The following is a 19,945-nucleotide window of genomic DNA, read 5'->3' as shown; positions in this document are numbered from 1 at the left end:
CTCAGTCCTTCTTGATCCGGAACTTCTGGTGGCAGGCAGAACAGGTCTTGCCAACTGCGGCAAACGCCTGGCGAACAGACAGCACGCCATCCGCGCCCAAACTTGCCAGCCCATTGCCTGACATGTCTTTCAGGACGGCTGCGCTGTTTTTCAGATCATCAGCCTGAGCCTTGAACGTCTCCCAGTCCTGCCAGATGTCCGGCTTTGCCTCGCTGGGCTTCATCAGACTTCCCTCTGGGAAAAGTTTGGTCAGCTCCGTCCCGCCATGAAGCTCCATGTAGGCAGCAGCCTTGCGAACGGCCTCCGCATCGTAAGGCGTCTTGCTGCGGACCATGCCGCCAATTGTTTTCATCGACCTGGCCATCTCACTCATCGCGTCCATACGCTGCTTGACGATGCCCGTCGCCCCGCCATGAGCTGACACGTCCTTCACAACGAGACTGCTACTGGCAATCAGGCCAAAAATGCCTGCACACATCCAAATCCTGATATTCATGTTCTCCCCCAAACGTCAAACGCCAATCTGCTACCTAGCAATGGCTTCAGAAAATCCCATTGGCCTTTTGCAGGGCCCGGACATAGGCGATAATCTTGACGACATCCTCCTGTGTCACGCCTTCCACCTTCGGCATGTCGCCGAATGGCCAGTGATGGGCCCGAACACCCTGCAAGGCAGCAATGACAAAAGCGCCATCGCTATGGTGGCTCGGTTCATAGATCCGATGCACAAGCGGCGGCGCGACGCCTTCTCGTCCTGCCGCATTTGCGCCGTGACAACTCGCACAATTGCCGTTGAACAAACCCTTTCCCGCCTTTGCCTCACCCTGAAGTTTGGGAACCTCCACCTTCACAAGCGGCGTGCCGAAGTCTTCTGTTGTTTCAGGCTGAGCCTCGATGAAGCGCCACAACAGTCCGGTGAGCAGCATCAACGCAGCAATCCCTGCAGGAATTTTACTCTTCATGCGCCCTCGCCAGGTCATCCATGATCGGGCAATCAGGCCGCTCATCGCCATGGCAATTTTGCGCCAGAGCACTGAGTGTATCCTTGAGGCCTTCAAGCTCCACAATCTTGCGATCCACTTCGGCAATCTTCGCCTTCGCGATTGCCTTCACATCCGCACTTGCCCGGTTCTCGTCATCATAGAGCGACAACAGAAGCCGACATTCATCGATGGTGAACCCGAGACTGCGCGAACGCTGCAAAAACCGCAGCCGATGCACATCGATTTCGGAATAATCCCTGTATCCATTCTCTGCCCGCGCCGGCCGGATCAGGTCGATATCCTCATAATAGCGGATCGTCTTGGCCGGAAGGCTGGACTGTTTTGAAGCTGTCCCAATGTTCATGCCAGGCTCCTCACAGTTTCAGGCGGCGAAGCCGCAGGGCATTGCCTATGACAGACACAGAAGACAGGCTCATGGCTGCGGCCGCAAGCATTGGCGACAACAACATCCCCGTCAAAGGATACAGCACCCCGGCCGCAATTGGCACACCGGCGGAATTGTAGATGAAGGCAAAAAACAGGTTTTGCCGAATGTTCCCAAGCGTTGCCACCGCAAGACGGCGCGCCCGCAAGATGCCTGAAAGATCCCCTTTCAAAAGCGTAATGCCTGCGCATTCGACCGCCACATCAGCACCTGTTCCCATGGCAATCCCGACATCGGCTGCGGCAAGCGCTGGCGCATCATTGACCCCGTCGCCCGCCATCGCAACAAAGCGGCCTGCTGCATGGAGTTCGTCAACCAGCGCCTTCTTGTCTTCCGGCAACACCCCGGCCCGCAGCTCACCTATGCCAAGCTCCCTTGCAACCGCCTTTGCAGTCCGCTCCGTATCTCCCGTCGCCATGATGATGCGCAGGCCCGCGCCTTGAATCTGACGAATGGTCTCGGCGGCATTGTCCTTGATCCGGTCAACGACGGCGACCAACCCCGCCAGCTTGCCATCCTGCGCCAGGAACATCACCGTCTTGCCGTCCTCTGCCAGCCCCTCGGCTTTGGAGGCCAGCGCTGAGAGATCAACACCAAGGTCAATCATGAGACGTCCGTTGCCCAGCCCAATTGCCTTGCCGTCCAGAATCCCGGTCACACCCTTGCCGGTGATCGCCTCAAAGTCTTCAACAGCGGCTGCCTTCACACCGCGCTCCGTTGCGCCAGCCACGATCGCATCGGCAAGCGGATGCTCAGATCCGGTTTCCAGACTTGCAGCCAGTGCCAGAAGGTCTGCTTCGCTGAAGCCTTGCAGAGGCACCACATCACTGAGGACTGGCCTTCCCTCAGTCAGGGTTCCGGTCTTGTCGACGATCAGCGTATCGACCCGCGACATGCGTTCCAGAGCGGCAGCGTCCTTGATCAAGACTCCCGCCTGCGCACCTCGGCCCGTCGCCGTCATGATGGACATGGGCGTGGCAAGACCCAGCGCACAGGGACAAGCGATCACCAGAACGGAGACCGCTGATACCACGGCAAAGACATAGGACGGCTCTGGCCCGACCGCCAACCAGGCCAGAAAAGCCAGCACGGCAACTCCGACGACAGCCGGAACGAAATAGGAGGCGACCCGATCCGCAAGGCTCTGGATCGGCGCGCGGGAGCGCTGTGCCGCTGCGACCATCTCGACGATCTGCGACAGAACCGTGTCGTCGCCAACCTTGACCGCTTCCATCACCAAGGTGCCTTTTTTGTTGATCGTGCCACCGGTCAAGCCATCCCACTGGGTCTTTTCAACCGGAACAGCTTCGCCGGTAATCAAGCTTTCATCCGCGGAAGACCGGCCATCCAGCACCAAACCGTCGACCGGAATACTTTCACCCGGACGCACTCTCAATCTGTCCCCGGCCAGAATATTCTCCAGCGGTGCGTCATATTCATCGCCGTCAGGTGTGATCCGCCGGGCGGTCTTTGGCGCAAGGTTCATCAGTGCGCGGATCGCATCGCCGGTCTGTTCCCGCGCCCTAAGCTCAAGCACCTGCCCAAGAAAAACCAGCGCGACGATCACAACCGCAGCTTCGAAATACACCGGCACATGACCGGCTTCACTGCGAAACAGCTCCGGGAAAACCGCAGGGAAGAAGGCCGCCACCGTGCTGTAGAGATAGCCTGCTCCGACGCCCAGCATGATCAGCGTCCACATATTGTAATTCCGCGTTTTCAGCGAGGTCCAGCCACGCTGGAAAAACGGCGCAGCGGCCCACAGAACCACCGGCGTCGCCAGAAGGAACTCCACGAAGACAGACGTGGTTTCACCCAAAAGCTGGCGAACCGGAAGCCCAATCATCGGCCCCATCGTCAAGAAAAGCAGGGGAATGGTGGCAAGGGCACTCACCCAAAAGCGGCGGGTGAAGTCGATCAATTCATGGTTTGGCTCATCAGACGCCCCGCTCATGGGCTCCAGAGCCATGCCGCAGACCGGACAGGTTCCCGGTCCCTCCTGGACAACCTCCGGATCCATCGGACAGGTGAAAAGGGCATTGGCTGCCGCTGGCTGCGGTTTGCGCTTGTTGTTGCCAGACAGAAAGAAATACGGATCAGCCTCAAGGCGGTCGTGGCACTTCTGGCTGCAGAAATGATAGTCCTCACCCTTGTAGGTCAGGCTTGGCTTGCCCTTGCCCAGCATCACCGTCATGCCGCAAACAGGATCGATGACACTCGCGCCCGGCGAAGCGGCCTCTGCCGCGTGCCCACCGCAGCAAGCGGTATGCGTTTCAGTCTCTGCGCTGATCTCTTCGCCGTTCATGATCGATCCCTGTGAGCAACTTACAGGGAACAGATAGGGCTTCCATCTACTGGAAGGTCAAGACGCAAAAACCCTTAGCCAACGCTTCAGGCACTCAGACGCCCATCAAGAGCGATAGTGTCTCAACAAAACCGGGTTTCGCTCCAATTCGCACTTTATTTCGTTGACTGCCCAGCGACATCGGCAACCAAAACAGCCTGCCCTGTCCGCGCCGATTGCTGAGCTGCCATCCCCATCAGGACCGCCATCTGACCGTCGTTCAAGGACACCTCCGGGACAGCCTTCTGGCCTCGCACGAGCTGCAAGAACCCTTCGTGCTGATAGAAGGTCGAGCCGTTGTGATCGCCAGCCTCCAAAAGCGCCGGATCAACCGGAATGTCGACAACCTGCGGTCCTCGGGGACTGCGAGGACTGATGATGACCTGAGGCACCGGCGGTTCGCCGAGATGCTCCGGCCAGAGACGCCCAGGCCCCGGAACAAAGGCTTCGATTTTACCAGATGGGCCAACAGCGGAAATTTCTTCCTGATAGCGAGAGCCTTCCGCGAACATGCAAAGCTCAAGCAGAGCACGGGCTCCATTTTCAAAATCAACGATGACATAGCCATTGTCGAGAATGTCCGGCGTTTCGCCGTCATAGGTTTCGTTCAAGTGGTTCACCGATTGCGCAGCCGACGCCATGACCCGCACAGGCTCCGACTTCAAGGCAAAGCGCATCAGATCAAAGAAGTGACAGCACTTTTCGACCAAGGTGCCCCCGGTGTAACGATTGAACCGGTTCCAGTTGCCCACCTTCTCAAGAAATGGAAACCGATGCTCCCGAATTGACAGCATTCGGATGCCACCCGTTGCCTCAACGGCCTGTTGAAGCAGTGCTGCGACCGGCGGCATATAACGGTATTCCATCGCCACCCAGACCGGTGCCGGATAGGTCGCCTTGAACACCTCGATACGAGCCAGGTCCTCAAGATCTGTAAACAGCGGCTTTTCGACCAGAATGGGCAAAGGGCGCTTGGCCCGGATCTCCTCCATCTGGGCAACATGGCAAAAATTCGGACTGACAATTACGAGACAGTCCAGATCTTCAACGTCCAGCAAGGCGTCGATGGAACTCACAAACACAGCGTCCGGCGCGAATTCGCGAGCGCGGCGCGCCATCTCTGCATCCGGCTCAAAAATAGCGCTGACACGGGTGTCCGCCAACAAGGCAATATTCCTGAGGTGTTCCTGCCCCATCATCCCACAGCCGATAATGCCGTAGCTTACCATTCCGGACATTCTTCATTCCTTATTTCAGGCGCTGCACGTAGAGCGCCTTATCCGTGTCGAACCAGGTTTTCGAAAACTCGATTGGCGTTGCAGCATCCGCCCAGCTCATCCGCTCGACATAGCCAACCAGCTCGCCAGACGGCTTGGAGAACATCTCCGACGTCCACGCGGGAACCGCACCAATGCCGACCCGATCCTCCGCCCTGGAAATCCAGAAGCCGAGCTGCTTTTGATAATAATGATAGAGCGACTCTGACAGCTCGTCCTGAACGACCTTGCCAACCGAACCATCCAGCCAGATCTCCTCAAGGGCAATCACCGTGTCATTCAGATAGCGCACGCGCCTGATACGAGATGCCATGTCAGAGGATCCGAATGGCGCCAGATCATCAGGCTTTTCAAGATACGTGACATCCAGAACATCCGCCCTCGGCAATCCGCCCCCCGCCAGAAGCTCCAACCGGAACATGGCATAGACACTGTCAAACTGCGCCTTCTGACGAATGTAGTTTCCAGAACCCTGAACCCGCTCCAACAGACCCTTGTCGACCAGCACAGCCAGCGCCTTGCGCAAGGTTCCGACAGAGGTTCCAAGATCCGCCGCCATCTCCCGTTCCGGCGGCAGACGCTCACCATCCATCAAACGACCGGCGGCAATATCGCGGATCAGCAGCTCACTGATCTGGATGTAGACCGGAAGCGCATTTGAATTTTGAGAAGCCCTCGTCATGGGATGCGCCAACCTGTGCTCTGTAAAATTGATACATCATTGATTTACATCAACGCTCCTGCTACGCAAGGAAAAAGCGACAAGGCTTTTAGGGAGTTCACGCATGACAATTGTCCCGGTGACATCAGCTGATCTGGACGCTGCCGAAGTATCCTGGTTTTCAGCGCTCTGCTCTGACGACTATCAGTTTCTCGGCGCGCCGGAAGGCCATTTGCGATCCTCATGGGACCATTGTTCGGACATCGTGAAAACGGCGGAACAGCAAGGCTTCCGCAATATTCTGTGCCCCTCGTCCTATCAGGTCGGCCAAGACACGCTCTCCTTTGTTGCCGGATGTGCTCCGATCACCGAAACGATCAACATGCTGGCCGCTGTCAGATGCGGAGAAATGCAGCCAATCATGCTGGCGCGAACCCTTGCGACCCTCGATCACATGCTGAAAGGTCGCCTGACCGTCAACATCATCAGCTCGGATTTTCCCGGCGAAAAGGCCGAGAGCAGCTATCGCTACCAGCGCTCCCGTGAAGTTGTTCAGATCCTCAAGCAGGCCTGGACCCAGGACGAAATCAACCACGACGGCGATATCTATCAATTCTCCGGACTGACCACCGACCCGGTTCGCCCCTATCAGACCGGTGGGCCGCTGCTTTATTTTGGTGGCTATTCACCGGACGCGCTGGAACTGTGCGGCGAGCATTGCGACGTCTATCTGATGTGGCCGGAAAAGGAAGACGATCTGGCCGGACGCATGAAGGCGGTCAATGCAGTTGCCCAGCGTTATGAGCGTACCCTCGACTACGGTCTGCGTGTCCACATGATCGTTCGGGATTCAGAAAAAGAAGCTCAGGAATACGCCGATTACATCGTCTCCAAACTGAACGACGACTATGGCCGGGCCATTCGCGAGCGCGCCCTTGACGCAGGCTCTCTGGGCGTCAGCCATCAGGCCAAGAACCGCGACATCGCTGATGAGTATGGCTACATCGAGCCGAACCTGTGGACCGGCGTTGGCCGGGCCCGCTCTGGCTGCGGTGCCGCCCTCGTCGGTTCGACAGATCAGGTCATGTCGAAGATCGAAGCCTATCAGAAAATGGGCATTCGGGCTTTCATCTTCTCTGGCTATCCGCATATTGAGGAAGCGGAGCACTTCGGCTCCCGCGTCCTGCCCCATTTGAAGACCTGTTCTTTGCCACATGAATATGGCCGCGTACCGGCCCAAACGCCAGCCACCCCGCTCGGAAACGGAGTTCGCCTCTAATGCAACGCATCCCTCTTTCTCCGGCCCTTGAACTGAGCCGCCTTGTCTACGGCATGTGGCGCATCGGCGACGATAGCGACAGCTCACCGGTCCATGTGGAAGCCAAGATCCAGAGCTGCCTGGATCAGGGCATCACCAGCTTCGATCAGGCAGATATTTATGGCGGCTATCAGGCTGAAGCCATTTTGGGCGGCGCACTGAAAGCAAACCCGTCCTTGCGCAACCGCATGGAAATCATCACCAAATGCGACATCGTCGCGCCGATGGGGCGCTATGCCTCGGCCAAGGCAAAGCATTACGATACATCCCGCACGCATATCGAACAATCGGTCGAAACGTCTCTCAAGGACATGGCAATCGAACACATAGATCTGTTGCTGATCCACCGTCCGGATCCATTGATGGACCATAACGAGACAGGCGCAACACTCGACGGACTGGTCAAAAGCGGCAAGGTGGGCAGCGTTGGCGTTTCCAATTTCCGTCCCTGGGACTGGGAATTGCTCCAATCCGCCATGACGACGCCGCTGGTCACCAACCAGATCGAGATCAGCCTTGGCGAAATTTCGCCTTTCACCAACGGTGATCTGGCCTTCCACCAGCGCCTGGGAACCAAACTCATGGCATGGTCGCCGCTGGGCGGCGGCTCACTCATCAAGGCGGGCGGCCAGCTCGGCTCAGTGATGGACGAGCTCGCTGCGGACAATGGCGTTGATCGCTCAGCCATCGCCGTTGCCTTCCTGCTGGCGCACCCGGCGAAACTGATCCCGGTCATGGGCACCAACAATCTGGAGCGGATCGGACGTATTTCCGACGCCCTCAAGGTCCAGATGGATCGGGAAAGCTGGTATCGGCTTTATGAAGCTGCCCTTGGAACCGAGGTGCCTTGATGAACATGCAAAACAGCAACATGCCTGTCAGCTTCGCGCCGGACACTGAAAACACCCGCCTGTTGCGCGATGCATTCGGGCGGTTTGCCACGGGCGTGACGGTGGTCACCACAGCCTCGGAAGATGGACCTGTCGGCATCACCGCCAACAGCTTTTCTTCTGTCTCGCTGGATCCGCCTCTGGTGCTTTGGGCCCCGGATAAAGCCTCGAGGCGCTTTCCCTACTTTGAAGCTGCAGACCATTACGCCATTCACGTCCTCAGCAATGAGCAGGCGGAACTCTGCCAGGACTTTGCCAAAAACGCCCATGCATTCGAGGCACTTGACCATAAGATCGGCGACAATGGTGTGCCATTGATCGAAAATTGCCTCGCCCGATTTGAGTGCAGCCGCGTTGCGGCCTATGAAGGCGGAGACCACCTGATTGTTCTGGGCCGGGTCGTAAAAGCCGAAATGCGCGACGGCGATGCCCTGACCTTCTTCGCTGGGAAACTCGGCCAGGTTGCCAATCAAGACAAGAGCGACAGCTAAGATCATACGGTCAGAGCCTTTGCTCGGCTCTGACATCAACCGCCACATCAAGAAAGCTGCGGATCAAACGCAGTTCCCGTTTGTCCACCGGGACGGTGATGCAATCCCGATACTGCTCGGGCATCTCCTCGACCGGAATGGACACCAGCTTGTCTGACGGAAACAGGCTGTTTTCCAGTAGAAAACCGATGCCCAGACCATGAAGAATGGCTTCCTTGACCATCGGAAAGGTTGTCGTGCGTATGATCCGGCGAAAGACGAGACCATGTTCAGCGATTTTGGATCTGGCGATCTTTTGTGTGAGCGATCCGTCTTCCGGCAAGATCAGTGTTTCGGATTGCAAGTCCCGCATTGAAATCCGCTTGCGCCCGGCCAGAGGATGATCGGCCCGCATATGCGCCATATAGACCGTTCGCCGGAGAACCTGCGTAAACAGCCCATCGCTTTCTTCCGGCTCTGTGACAATGGCAATGTCCACCTGCCGGTCAGCCAGCAAGGACATCGCACTGGTCCAATTATAGAGTGTAAAGTCGATCTGAACCTTCGGGAACAGCTCGCCAAAGCGCGACAGGATCGGCATGGCCGGCCGGGGAGCATTTGCGATGACCCGAATATGACCATCGGTCAAAGAGCTGTAATCATTAATTTTTTCGGTAACCAGCTGATCCAGTGTCGCCAATCGGTCTGTGATGGCAAAGAGCTCGTTCCCGGCGCGGGTCATTTCCAGACCATTTCGTCGGCGCACGAAAAGCTGCGTGCCCATCAGCTTCTCCAGTTTGGCAACATGCTGCGTCACCGAAGACTGGGTAACATCAAGGCGCTGCGCAGCACGAGAGAAGCTTCGCTCTCTGGCGACATAGGTAAAGGCAGTGATCTGATACGGGCTGGGCTTGGAGTTCATGACAGATCCATGTTGATCTCTTCAAAAAACTCTAACCAGCATTAGCAACACTAATATTACGTCACAGGCACTTTAATTAGCCTCCATATGATGCCCCCAGAATTCATGGGGAACCGCATCATGTCAGCGATCAGTTTGCAGGCCATCAAGAAATCTTTCGGCAAGACGAATGTCTTGGCAGGGATTGATCTGGATATCAGGGATGGCGAATTTCTGACCCTTGTTGGTCCGTCGGGTTGCGGAAAATCGACCCTCTTACGGATCCTTGCAGGCCTTGAGGCTCCAAGTTCCGGGTCTGTCATGATCGGCGGCAAAACCGTCAATGCGGTTCGCCCGGCAGACAGGAACCTTGCCATGGTGTTCCAGTCCTACGCGCTCTACCCGCATCTGACGATTGCGCAGAACATGATGACCCCTCTGCGCCTGAGGGATCTGAGCTTCACCGAACGCCTGCCGATCATCGGGCCAATGCTTGCCCGCGAGAAATACCGAAAGCTACAACATCAGGTGCAAGAGACCGCCAAAGTCCTGCGGATCGATCCTTTGCTCGACCGCAAGCCTGGTCAATTGTCCGGTGGCCAACGCCAGCGCGCGGCCCTTGGCCGTGCCATGGTGCGCAAGCCGATTGCCTTCCTCATGGATGAGCCCCTGTCCAACCTGGATGCAGCCCTGCGCATTCACATGCGCTCGGAACTTGCCGAATTACACCGCTCCCTCGGCACCACATTTGTCTATGTCACTCACGATCAGGCCGAAGCCCTGACCATGTCGACACGTATGGCGGTGATGATGGATGGCCATATCCTTCAGCTTGGCCCACCGGACGAAGTCTACAACAATCCAAACCACATCCGCGTTGCCGAATTTGTCGGCTCGCCGAAGATCAATCTGCTGCCAGGCGAATTGGACACCAGCGGTTATGTGAGATTTGGCGATACCGTCCTGTCCCGCATCTCTGCACCTGGCTCAGCGATTTCAGTCACAATAGGCCTGCGCGCAGAACATCTCGCCCTGGTCGAGCCTTCAGACGCATCCGCATTGCAGGGCCGTGTGGCTTACAAGGAAAACCTCGGCTCAGACCTCTTCCTGCATGCCACCATGAAAGACGGCGCGCAGCGGGTCGTGATCAGGGCAACACCTCAGGAAGCAGCAACCGTTTCTGTCGGAAATGACATCAGCTTTGCCCGAAAACGCGGTGAGGCCATGGTCTTCGGTCAGGACGGCAACCGCATCGGACTGGCAGACATCGTGCCAGATTCAATGTCGGAGGTCGCATGATGTCCGATGCCAAAGCCCATTGGTGGTTCGTCGGCCCGGCCCTGATCCTGATGTTTCTCATTCTGTTGATGCCCATTGCCATCGCCACAGTCATGAGCTTCACCAATTACAGCCTTGGGAACCCAGGCGCGGACTGGGTCGGGATCGACAACTACGTCAAGATCTTCACCCGCTCCACCTACGCCAAAATGTTCGGGGCGACGTTCCGATATGTCTTCGTGGTGGTGCCTTTGTCTGTCGGCCTTGGACTTGGCGCTGCGCTGCTGATCAACTCCACACGGCGCTTTGGCGATTTCTACAAGACCATCTACTTTCTGCCGGTGATGGCCGCCCTGATTGCCATGGCCATCGTCTGGGAGTTCGCCTTGCACCCGACAATCGGTATCATCAACAGCACGCTGGAAACCGGTTGCGGGACCTTCCTAGAAAGCTGGGACTGGTACGCCAATGGCTGCGAACGCTCATTTCCGCTCTGGCTGACAGACCGGGATTATGCCATCTGGACGGTCGCCTTCATTGGCGTCTGGCAGGGCTTCGGCTTCAACATGGTGCTTTATCTGGCAGGCCTGACCTCGGTCCCCCGCGAGCTTTATCATGCTGCAGAAATGGATGGGGCAAGGACAAGCTGGGAACGCTTTCGCCTGGTCACATGGCCCATGCTCGGCCCGACCACCGTCTTCGTCGTGACGATCACCTTCATCCGCTCGTTTCAGGTCTTCGACACGGTGGAAGCGTTTTATCCCCAAGGCGGCGGCCCTTCGAAATCCGTCTACGTGATGATGTTCGCCATCTACGAAAAAGCGATTCAGCAGAATCTCATGGGCATTGGCGCCGCGATCACAGTCGTCTTCCTCGCCTTTGTCATGTTCCTCACCATTGTCCAGCGCTGGCTGGTTGAACGACGGGTACACTACGCATGAGCGATCTTTCCCTCTCGTCTGCCCAGACCGTCACAAGTCTGCCGACCTATCGGTTCTCAGTGACCGAAACCCTCAAACATGTGGTGCTGATCGTTGGTGCGCTGATCGTGCTTCTGCCGTTCTACGTCATGCTTAGCTACAGCCTGAAAAGCCCTGCAGAGATCATGCAGAATACCGGTGGTTTCTTTGGCGCCCAGGAGCTCTTTCGCGACGAATATTGCATCAAGCTCGGCAATGCCGACGCTGACTGCATGGTGACGCCGTGGATCTACAACTACACCACCGCCTTTCAAAAAGCGCCGCTGCTGCGCTACCTGTTGAACGGCGTCGTCGTGACTGCCTCGATCTTCTTCATTCAGGTAATCATCGCCCTGCCCTGCGCCTATGCCCTTGCAAAGCTGCGCTTCTGGGGCCGGGAAGCGGTCTTCGGCCTGGTGCTCTTCTGCCTGCTGATCCCGGTCCATGCCATCGCCTTGCCGCTTTACATCATGCTGGCAAAGCTCGGCCTGACCAATTCCTACGCAGCGCTGGTCATTCCCTGGAGCATTTCCGTCTTCGGCATATTTCTGATGCGGCAATTTTTCATGACCGTGCCGGATGACCTGATCGATGCAGCGCGCATGGATGGCATGAACGAGTTTTCCATCATCTGGAATGTCATGCTGCCCACAGCGGTTCCGGCCCTGCTCGCCTTTGCCATCTTCTCGATTGTCGCTCACTGGAATGATTATTTCTGGCCACGCATCGTGATCACCGGCAACCGGGATCTGTTCACCCCTCCGCTCGGCTTGCGCGAATTCAAGGGCGATGCGGACGGCGACAATTTCGGCCCCATGATGGCCACCGCAACCATCATTGTGGCGCCCCTGATCCTCGCCTTTCTGATCGCACAGCGGCGCTTCATCGAGGGCATCACCCTGTCAGGTATGAAATAGCGGCCAGCTCTCAAGCAAGACCACAAGTTAAAGGGGCCGCACAGAGGCGACCCCATCACCGAAATCCCGAGAGGGATCATTTGAAAACGGCCGCGTTTGGCGACCTGACCGTTTTCAAGGCAACACCACGGAGAGTTCCATGAAAAAGTGCCTCACTGCAATAGCGTTTCTTCTGGCCGCCGGTACGGCGCACGCGGAAGACAAGACAATCACAGTCGAATTCGCCTACCCTTACAGCCACCTGTTCGACGTGACCTATGAGAAGATCCTGCCTCTCTTCCACGAGAAATATCCGAACATCGAAATCAAGATGCGCGCCGCCTATGAATCCTATGAAGACGCATCCAACACCATCTTGCGTGAAGCTGTTGCCGGTGAATTGCCGGATGTCACCATGCAGGGCCTGAACCGTCAGGCAATTCTGGTCGACAAGGGCATTGCCAAGCCGCTTGAGCCTTTCATTGTCCGCGAGGAAGACTTCGCCAAGGATGGCTATCATGATGCCATGCTGAAGCTCGGCACCTTCAACAAGCAAGTCTACGGCCTGCCGTTTTCCGTTTCCCTGCCAGTTGGCTACTACAACATGGACATGATGGCCAAGGCCGGCATCACCTCTGTTGATCAGCTGCCAAAGACCTGGGACGAAGTCATCTCGACCTGCGGCAAGTTGCGCGAAGCTGGCGTCAAGAACCCGATGTTCTGGGGCTGGAACATCACCGGCAACTGGTTCCTCCAGGCCTTGATGTGGTCGCAGGACAAGCCAACCATGGAAGGCGATCACTTCCAGATCGACACCGCCGAAGGCCTGACATCCCTGGAAACCATGAAGTCTCTTTTCCGCGGCTGTGACATGCAGAACCTTGAGTGGAAGTCAGCTCTTGCGTCCTTCTCCGCCGGTGAAATCGGCATGATGTTCTGGTCCACCTCCGCGCTGGGGGCCGTTGAACGCTCCAAGGGTGAATTCGACCTGAAGACCAATGAGTTCCCGGGCTTGACCGCCTCTGGTCCCAAGGGCCTTCCTGCCGGTGGCAATGCCGCCATGCTCGTCTCCACCAGCACAGACCCGGCTGAACTGGATGCAGCCTGGAAATGGCTGAAGTTCATCACCTCCGGTCAGGGCGCAGCAGAAGTTGCCCGCACAACCGGCTACATGCCGCCAAACAAGGCCGCCAACGAAGTCATCCTTGCCGACTTCTACAAGAACAACCCGAACAAGGAGACAGCCGTACGCCAGCTGCCGCTGCTGCGCGACTGGCAGGCTTATCCTGGTGACAACGGCCTAGCCATAACACAGGTCATCTACGACGGCATCGAAGGCATTGTCACCGGCGAGTACGACGACATGCCAGAGCTTCAGACGCAGCTTTCCGAAGAGGTTCAGGACTTGCTGCCTTCCGGCAACTAGCCCCCCTGTCCTGACGCAACGCCGCCCGACATGTCGGGCGGCGTTTGTTTGAAAACCACACCACAATGAAAAACGGGCCCCTGATGAAACTCCTGCAACTCACCGACATCCACCTGACAAAACCGGGCCAGACAATTGCGGATCGCGAACCGACCGACAATTTCAACAAGGCCCTTACCCATGCCCTCACCCATCACCCGGATGCCGATGCACTCATCATCACCGGCGATTTGTCAGATTGGGGCGATCTGGATGATTATCTCCGCCTGAAAGACATCCTTGCAGATGTGCCGATCCCCGTTCATCTGTGCATCGGCAATCATGACGAGCGCGATGTGTTCCTGTCGGTCTTTCCCGAGCTGGCAGATGAGAAGGGCTTCGTCCAGTCCAGCTTCGACCTGCCTCTTGGCACCGGTTTGATCCTCGATACCTGGGGACCGGAAACCCACGCCGGACATTTTTGCCAAAAACGCCTGAACTCCCTGGACGCTTCCTTATCCGCTCTTGAAGGGCCGGTGTGGCTCTTCATGCATCACAATCCGGTTCCGATCCGCATCGCGCCGATGGACAAGATCATGCTGCTCGATGCAGAGCCCTTTGCGGAAGTCATCGCACGACACAAGGACAAAATCGCCCATATCTTCCATGGCCATTGCCATCTGCCCCTGTCCGGCTCCCTGCACGGTGTTCCCTTCAGCGCCCCGCGCGGCACCAACCACGCAGCCTGGCCCGGCTTTGACAACAACACGGTCCTCAGCGGTGCCGACCTTCCCGAAAGCTACGCTGTCATCTTCGCAGAGCCTGACAGCGTCATGGTCCACATGGTTGAATATGGCTATCAGGGAAAAATCCGCGGTGAAGCAACTCCGGATTACGCCGACTGGGACCGGCTGACCATGGTGCGGTAAAACCCAGGATCGAGAGGCATCCTGTCAGGATCAACACTCCATGAGGCTTCTCGATCCCCCCGGACCTCGGGAAAAACACCTTCCCCGCCGCCGGAAGAATTCCATCAACGCCCGGCCCAACACAATGATATCGAAGGCAAATTAGAGCTCTCCCCATCCATTGGCCCCGTGGCTCAGCGCACGTTGACTAAAGAGCGGTCAGCAGGCAAGTAGCAGACCCATGTCCCATTGAGACGAGGCCGGATCCAATAAGACAATCAACAAAACGGGCCCGATCGAAGAACAAAAAACAGTTTTCCCGAACCAGATTGGATCTCGGCCTCAAAGCCTCTTGCCGCACCAAGAGGCTTTGGTGTAGGTAGCCATACGAGCATATGAATTCGCGCATGATGAATGGCATTAGCCCTCGTCAACGCAAAGGGCCTGTAGCTCAACTGGTTAGAGCCGTCCGCTCATAACGGATTGGTTGGGGGTTCGAGTCCCTCCGGGCCCACCACTCCTCTTTTGAGGTCTTGATTTTTCAGCATTTTTTCCTCTTTCTGCCCCACCCAATTTGCCTTCGAAGAAAAGTGGGACATTTTGTGCGTTGGATAGGTGTTCATTTAGTCGTTTAAAACCTTCATCAGACGTATGCTTAATATTCGCTGATTTTGTGTAATGGCGTGCCATCTTGGGGTCAGTCCATCCGAAAATGGCCATGAGTTGGGTTTCTGTCGCTCCCGACTCTGCTAAAATAGTTGCGATGGCTTTGCGCAGACCGTGAGAAGAACAATCAGAAAGTTCGGCTTCATCGCACCACTGGCGCATCTTGTTCCCGAATCCATTTCCCGAGAATGGCTTGCCGTATTCTGTCAGTAGAAACGTGTCTTCTCCATGTGGAGTACACACAAGCGCTTCTCGAAGTTCCATTGTGATAGGCAGGCTGACCGGGGCAACGGTCCGCTTACCGGAGCCTTTCTGCGGAACGAATTCGATGCGGTCATTCCTGATGCTTCTAGGGCCAAGCTTCACAACGTCGGAGCGTCGCGCACCCAAGTTCAGCAGAAGCTCAAACGCAAGACGCGCCTTTGAACCAAGGGGATGTTTTGAGCGAAAGACATCCAACTCGCTCTCTGTCCAAGTGTGGTACCCCTCTGAACGATTGATTTTCGATACACCTTTTGCCGGGTTGCTGGTCAAAGGAAACCGCAGCATGATGTCTTCATTGTCTATCGCCCAATTGAATAAAGTCCGTAGATATTTGACGAGCTTGTCAGCAGCACCCGGAGTATCGCTGCGCTTCATTTGGCTGGCTTCAACGTCCGATTTTCTCAACTTCTGAAACGGAAGATGTCCGACCACGGCGCAGTACCTTCCCAAGACGCTGAACTTGTCTTTTCGCGTTGCTTTGTCATACTCAAGGAAAGTCTTTGAACGCTGATATTGCATGAACAGCCAGCCAATTGAGCCAGGCTTCCATTCAGCAAGCCGCTTTTCTGTAGGGCGCTCAGCCTCGCCTGCCATCACACGATGATACTCAGAAGTAAAAGCTTCGGTGATGTTTCCATTCTCATCGAGAAACAAAGATTTCATCCGGAACTTGGGCATCCCCGGCCGCCTGAGATAGATCCGGACGTTTCCATGTCGATCCACGTCAGCCGTGCAATACTTAAAGGGTATCTTCTTTCGATTAGCCGACGGCATGGTCAAACGGGTTCTCGGTGTTTGCATGTTCTATTGCCAAAGCCGTTTCTTTTAGAGTGTGCAGACAGCCACGGATTTTTTCTGGGTCCCAGCGCCGCAATCCACCGATCTTATAACCCCTCGACATCCAGCCCAGTTCGACCCACTTGTCGAAAGTTGAAGGAGATATGTCGCACATTTCCGCAGCTGTGGAACGGCTGACAGCAAGTTTGAAAGCGGGGCGAAGACGTTGAATATGGGACATGGTCAGCTCATCAATCTTCTTAAACGGTAGCAGCTAAAGGCAGCTTCTCTTCAGAAATAGGCTCAACAGTGTTGTTCGAAATAAACTCCTCAATTGCGCCCTTAGGGATGAAGATCCCGCCGCCAATTTTGACGTACCGCAACTCACGGTTCTCGATCAGTTTCCGAATGCGACTTTGAGGCCAGTCCGTCCGATCTGCGAGTTCTTTCACCGTTTCCAATTCAAGAGCCATTGTATCCAATTTTCTCCTCTGGTATGAAATGAGCCAACTTCGGCACCGGCTGAAGTCAACTTCCTATACTAAGTGCAAATTTTTATACCAAGGTCAACCCAATGGTGTCTAAAATCGGCAAACGATTAGCAGTTGTTCGTGAAAATGCTGGATTTTTGCAAATCCCGTTTGCGGAGAAACTCGGTGTTTCACAAAGCTCTTACAAAAACTACGAGCGAGGTGCATCGCCTGTACCCGCCTCTCTAATTGCTAAGGTTTGCGAGGACTATGACATATCGCCTGCGTGGCTTCTTTTGGGAGAAGGGCAGATAAAAAGCGAAATGAATGGCAAGTTGGTTGAAGGTGTCGTGCTTACTATCGAAAAATTTGCAGAAGTGAATAATTTGGAGCCGCCCCTTGATAAGAAAGCGAAAATTATTCGATTTGTCTATGAAGAGATCGTATCTGGAAGAGATTTCAAAGATAAAGACGTCAAGAGATTATTCAACACTGTCATGTGAGAATTACATGAAAAATAAAAATGCCGAAGAGATTTCTGAAGTACTTCTACCAAAATTGAACAAAATGTTTTCTGAAGCACTTCAAAACGAAAATGAACACAATTTTTTGAGCGGACTTTCTATCTATCGTAAAAAACGACGGATTCGGAGTGAAGAGGAAATAGTCGATTTCTGGAGACGAAACGTACTTGGAAGTAAGATTACCTCACTAATCGCTTTCACTTCACCAATTCTCGCGTCCTATTTATTGCTTGCTGGTATTGTCACTCAGGAGACTATGTGCTGGACAGCCCTGGGAGGGCTAGCCATTTACGGTTTTTACCAGCTGTGGCTGATTCAAGGTCTTGAGCGCCTTCTTGGCGGTTGGAAAGCTTCGTCCTCCAGGCATGCTCGAGAGTCTGGCGAAACTTATTTGAAATTTGTGAATGCGACCGATGTTGCTCTCCCTCCGAAGGAGCGAGAACGCCAGCAAAGACAGCATTCTTGCCGCTGACGTGCCGCAGTTTCCCGCCGATTTTGAGCTTTGAGCTTCTTCGAGAATATTCACATTGAATTGTACGTCAAATTGACGTACGTTGCCATCTCAATAAGGCGAGCGCCCCGGATAGGGCCAGAACACAGGAGAGAGACATGTTAGGGATCACTGACCATGCCTCTGCGGTGCCGGAAAGAAATGATGCAAGGCTGAATATTCGCACCAAAGCCTCCATCAAGGAAGCTATTGAGAAAGCTGCCGAGCTCTCAGGAATGGACCTGAGCACCTTTACGACCAACGCAGCTTATCTGCGGGCCAAGGACGTCATAGCGGTGCATGAACGGACCTTCTTAGAGCCTGTTGACCACACAGCGTTCTTTGACGCGCTAGATCGTCCGGCTGCGCCAACGCAAAAGCTCTTGGCCGCTGCAAAGCATCATAAGGAGATGGTTGCCGCAAGTGAGTGACATAACGCAACCTCTTAAATTCGAGCCGTTCGATCCTGAAGTGCATGATCGAGCGGCTTTTTCTTGCGGCCTGGATCAGGTCGATAATTATTTCAAGCGCACATCGAACAAGCTTCAAAAGGCTGGAAACGTCCGCGTATCGGTGCTCCTTGACGCAACCGAAACGCTGCTGGGCTTTTATGCCGTAAATGCTCATTCGGTGGATTACACAGACCTGCCGAAGAAATACGCACGCAGTCGCCCTAGCCATGGATCTATCCCGGCTGCCTATATCTCGATGATTGGCGTAGATCATAGATATCAGGGAAATGGCCTCGAAGGCGTGATCCTCATTGAAGCGCTGAAGAAGCTTGCCAGAGCGTCCGAGACACTCGGGATTGCCGTTGTGCTGCTGGACGTCCTGGATTGCGGAAATGAGGAGGCAACAAACCGGCGGCTCGCCTTGTACACCGGATACGGTTTCACACCCTTGCAAGGCTCCCCGCTCCGCCTGTTCATGCCAATTCAGGATGCGCAGGCTTTGTTGGCGGTTTAGATCTAGGCTGCTCGAAATCGGCGTGCAGACGCAGTTAATTTCGGAGCACAGGAGAGATCCAGTCGTCGCACAATATATGTCCGCTTAGCTCCTCCATTTCGGACGTACAATAGTCATCGGCCGGATCCTTGAAGCTGACGTTTATCGCACTGCCACAAATTCACAGGATGGGCGGGAAGCGGACTTTCTATGCAAATGTCACGAAGGTCTGCTCATACTCTCAGGAGATGTAGAAAAACCAAACGTTTGTTCTTACAGTCGGCAGTTCCGCCCGGTTTCCCTTTGCGTCTCGGTGCGCTTTGCGGACCATTGGCACAACCAACCGTATGATCTCAAGCTTCTCTGAGGCGGGATATCTCATTCGTCGGCGCCCCCATCTATTACCCGGCAGGTGATGCACGCATCACCGAGAGGGCCCCAGCACGCTTTTTTTGAGCAGACGAAGTTCGAGAGTCTGTTCGGCAACCACCTCCTTGAGGTCTCGTGCCTCCCGACGTAGATCCTGCACTTCACCTGTGTTGGCTTCCCGGGCAGTATCGCCAGCCAGCCGCTTGCGACCAGCTTCCATGAACTCCTTCGGCCAACTGTAGTTCTGGCTCTGGGCGATACCTTCCTGGCGGCACAGCTCGGCTATGCTGTCTTCGCCGCAAAGGCCAGCCAGCACAATCCGGATCTTGTCTTCTGAGGAGTATCTCTTCCGCGTCTTACGGCGGATATCCTTCACCGTGCGATCTGCTGAATCACGGTGACGCTCGTTCTTCTGTCTCATGCTTCACTCCTGAATAGTGAAGATGAGCCAAATTCTCTCCCTTATGCAATCAGACTATCTGGACCCATAGGCGCTGACGGGGAACACACTCATACAAGCAGCTCCAACTTGTCCATTAGTTTGAAATCAAGAGTTTTTCACTATTAAGGCGCCTAGCGGTAATCCCCCCTAAAATTAGTGGTGTTCAAAAGTAGAATTTTCTCGGCAAGATATCTGAGGAGATTTTTGATGAAGAACGGACGATACAGCGACGCACAGATCATGGCGGTGTTGAGGCAGGCGGA

At 55.3% G+C, this 19,945-nt stretch carries 21 protein-coding genes, 1 tRNA gene and 2 pseudogenes; 13 read left to right on the top strand and 11 right to left on the bottom strand.

The window, feature by feature from the left end; all coding sequences use genetic code 11:
* Position 1 precedes the first annotated feature (1 nt).
* From V6575_RS11085 to V6575_RS11060, 6 genes are all read right to left on the bottom strand, one after another.
* Positions 2–496: a c-type cytochrome gene (locus V6575_RS11085; protein ID WP_340274393.1), complete on the bottom strand. Its 495-nt coding sequence runs from the start codon at positions 494–496 to the stop codon at positions 2–4.
* 46 nt (positions 497–542) lie between these two features.
* The gene (locus tag V6575_RS11080; RefSeq protein WP_340274391.1) at positions 543–962 is read right to left on the bottom strand and encodes a c-type cytochrome; all 420 of its coding nucleotides are present in this window, start codon (positions 960–962) and stop codon (positions 543–545) included.
* Positions 952–1,347 (bottom strand): Cu(I)-responsive transcriptional regulator, encoded by a 396-nt coding sequence (cueR, locus tag V6575_RS11075; protein ID WP_340274390.1) that lies wholly within the window; start codon positions 1,345–1,347, stop codon positions 952–954. Before cueR ends, V6575_RS11080 begins: the two co-directional genes overlap by 11 nt.
* A gap of 10 nt (positions 1,348–1,357) precedes the next feature.
* On the bottom strand, positions 1,358–3,733 hold the full coding sequence (locus V6575_RS11070) for a heavy metal translocating P-type ATPase (RefSeq protein ID WP_340274389.1): 2,376 nt from the start codon (positions 3,731–3,733) through the stop codon (positions 1,358–1,360).
* Between the two features lie 155 nt (positions 3,734–3,888).
* Positions 3,889–5,010, bottom strand: coding sequence for a Gfo/Idh/MocA family protein (locus tag V6575_RS11065; protein WP_340274388.1), 1,122 nt, complete (start codon positions 5,008–5,010; stop codon positions 3,889–3,891).
* 10 nt (positions 5,011–5,020) lie between these two features.
* A complete protein-coding gene (locus tag V6575_RS11060) occupies positions 5,021–5,731 on the bottom strand; it encodes a GntR family transcriptional regulator (RefSeq protein ID WP_340274387.1) in 711 nt (236 codons plus the stop codon).
* Between the two features lie 103 nt (positions 5,732–5,834).
* On the opposite strand from V6575_RS11060, the gene V6575_RS11055 reads away from it, so the two are divergent.
* Genes V6575_RS11055 through V6575_RS11045 form a run of 3 tightly spaced genes read left to right on the top strand, consistent with a single transcriptional unit; the run spans position 5,835 to position 8,409 of the window.
* Positions 5,835–6,989, top strand: a complete 1,155-nt coding sequence (locus V6575_RS11055) for an LLM class flavin-dependent oxidoreductase (RefSeq protein WP_340274386.1) — start codon at positions 5,835–5,837, stop codon at positions 6,987–6,989.
* Positions 6,989–7,879 carry an aldo/keto reductase gene (locus V6575_RS11050; protein ID WP_340274385.1) on the top strand — a complete coding sequence of 297 codons (891 nt, stop codon included), beginning with the start codon at positions 6,989–6,991 and terminating at the stop codon, positions 7,877–7,879. Before V6575_RS11055 ends, V6575_RS11050 begins: the two co-directional genes overlap by 1 nt.
* On the top strand, positions 7,879–8,409 hold the full coding sequence (locus tag V6575_RS11045) for a flavin reductase family protein (RefSeq protein WP_340274384.1): 531 nt from the start codon (positions 7,879–7,881) through the stop codon (positions 8,407–8,409). The genes V6575_RS11050 and V6575_RS11045 overlap by 1 nt, the downstream gene beginning before the upstream one ends.
* A 10-nt stretch (positions 8,410–8,419) precedes the next feature.
* On the opposite strand, the gene V6575_RS11040 is transcribed toward V6575_RS11045, so the two are convergent.
* Positions 8,420–9,310, bottom strand: coding sequence for a LysR family transcriptional regulator (locus V6575_RS11040; RefSeq protein ID WP_340274383.1), 891 nt, complete (start codon positions 9,308–9,310; stop codon positions 8,420–8,422).
* 120 nt (positions 9,311–9,430) lie between these two features.
* On the opposite strand from V6575_RS11040, the gene V6575_RS11035 reads away from it, so the two are divergent.
* The 6 genes from V6575_RS11035 (at position 9,431) to V6575_RS11010 (ending at position 15,252) form a co-directional block, all read left to right on the top strand.
* Complete coding sequence (locus V6575_RS11035) at positions 9,431–10,588, top strand: ABC transporter ATP-binding protein (protein ID WP_340274382.1); 1,158 nt, start codon at positions 9,431–9,433, stop codon at positions 10,586–10,588.
* On the top strand, positions 10,585–11,508 hold the full coding sequence (locus V6575_RS11030; protein ID WP_340274381.1) for a carbohydrate ABC transporter permease: 924 nt from the start codon (positions 10,585–10,587) through the stop codon (positions 11,506–11,508). Before V6575_RS11035 ends, V6575_RS11030 begins: the two co-directional genes overlap by 4 nt.
* A complete protein-coding gene (locus V6575_RS11025) occupies positions 11,505–12,443 on the top strand; it encodes a carbohydrate ABC transporter permease (RefSeq protein WP_340274380.1) in 939 nt (312 codons plus the stop codon). The genes V6575_RS11030 and V6575_RS11025 overlap by 4 nt, the downstream gene beginning before the upstream one ends.
* A 139-nt stretch (positions 12,444–12,582) precedes the next feature.
* On the top strand, positions 12,583–13,848 hold the full coding sequence (locus V6575_RS11020; protein ID WP_340274379.1) for an extracellular solute-binding protein: 1,266 nt from the start codon (positions 12,583–12,585) through the stop codon (positions 13,846–13,848).
* A gap of 83 nt (positions 13,849–13,931) precedes the next feature.
* Positions 13,932–14,756: a metallophosphoesterase gene (locus V6575_RS11015; RefSeq protein WP_340274378.1), complete on the top strand. Its 825-nt coding sequence runs from the start codon at positions 13,932–13,934 to the stop codon at positions 14,754–14,756.
* 419 nt (positions 14,757–15,175) lie between these two features.
* Positions 15,176–15,252 (top strand) — tRNA-Ile (locus V6575_RS11010).
* Between the two features lie 158 nt (positions 15,253–15,410).
* Here V6575_RS11010 and V6575_RS11005 read toward each other — a convergent pair.
* From V6575_RS11005 to V6575_RS10995, 3 genes and pseudogenes are all read right to left on the bottom strand, one after another.
* A pseudogene (locus tag V6575_RS11005) lies at positions 15,411–15,950 on the bottom strand (tyrosine-type recombinase/integrase); the annotation flags it as partial.
* Between the two features lie 475 nt (positions 15,951–16,425).
* Positions 16,426–16,683, bottom strand: coding sequence for a DNA-binding protein (locus V6575_RS11000; protein WP_340274377.1), 258 nt, complete (start codon positions 16,681–16,683; stop codon positions 16,426–16,428).
* 19 nt (positions 16,684–16,702) lie between these two features.
* Positions 16,703–16,915, bottom strand: a complete 213-nt coding sequence (locus V6575_RS10995; RefSeq protein ID WP_340274376.1) for a helix-turn-helix domain-containing protein — start codon at positions 16,913–16,915, stop codon at positions 16,703–16,705.
* Positions 16,916–17,016: 101 nt separating this feature from the next.
* On the opposite strand from V6575_RS10995, the gene V6575_RS10990 reads away from it, so the two are divergent.
* From V6575_RS10990 to V6575_RS10975, 4 genes are all read left to right on the top strand, one after another.
* On the top strand, positions 17,017–17,415 hold the full coding sequence (locus V6575_RS10990) for a helix-turn-helix domain-containing protein (RefSeq protein ID WP_340274375.1): 399 nt from the start codon (positions 17,017–17,019) through the stop codon (positions 17,413–17,415).
* 7 nt (positions 17,416–17,422) lie between these two features.
* Positions 17,423–17,908: a hypothetical protein gene (locus V6575_RS10985; protein ID WP_340274374.1), complete on the top strand. Its 486-nt coding sequence runs from the start codon at positions 17,423–17,425 to the stop codon at positions 17,906–17,908.
* Positions 17,909–18,045: 137 nt separating this feature from the next.
* A complete protein-coding gene (locus V6575_RS10980; RefSeq protein WP_340274373.1) occupies positions 18,046–18,357 on the top strand; it encodes a type II toxin-antitoxin system TacA family antitoxin in 312 nt (103 codons plus the stop codon).
* Entirely contained in the window at positions 18,350–18,892 is a 543-nt protein-coding gene (locus tag V6575_RS10975) for a GNAT family N-acetyltransferase (protein ID WP_340274372.1), read from the top strand. Before V6575_RS10980 ends, V6575_RS10975 begins: the two co-directional genes overlap by 8 nt.
* A gap of 316 nt (positions 18,893–19,208) precedes the next feature.
* Here V6575_RS10975 and V6575_RS10970 read toward each other — a convergent pair.
* Positions 19,209–19,661: pseudogene (locus V6575_RS10970) on the bottom strand (transposase); the annotation flags it as partial.
* Positions 19,662–19,945 lie beyond the last annotated feature (284 nt).

This window comes from Roseibium algae (genome assembly GCF_037783265.1).
Classification (GTDB): domain Bacteria; phylum Pseudomonadota; class Alphaproteobacteria; order Rhizobiales; family Stappiaceae; genus Roseibium; species Roseibium algae.
Note: the sequence above shows the minus strand (reverse complement) of the source record. Positions and strands in the feature narration are given on the sequence as shown.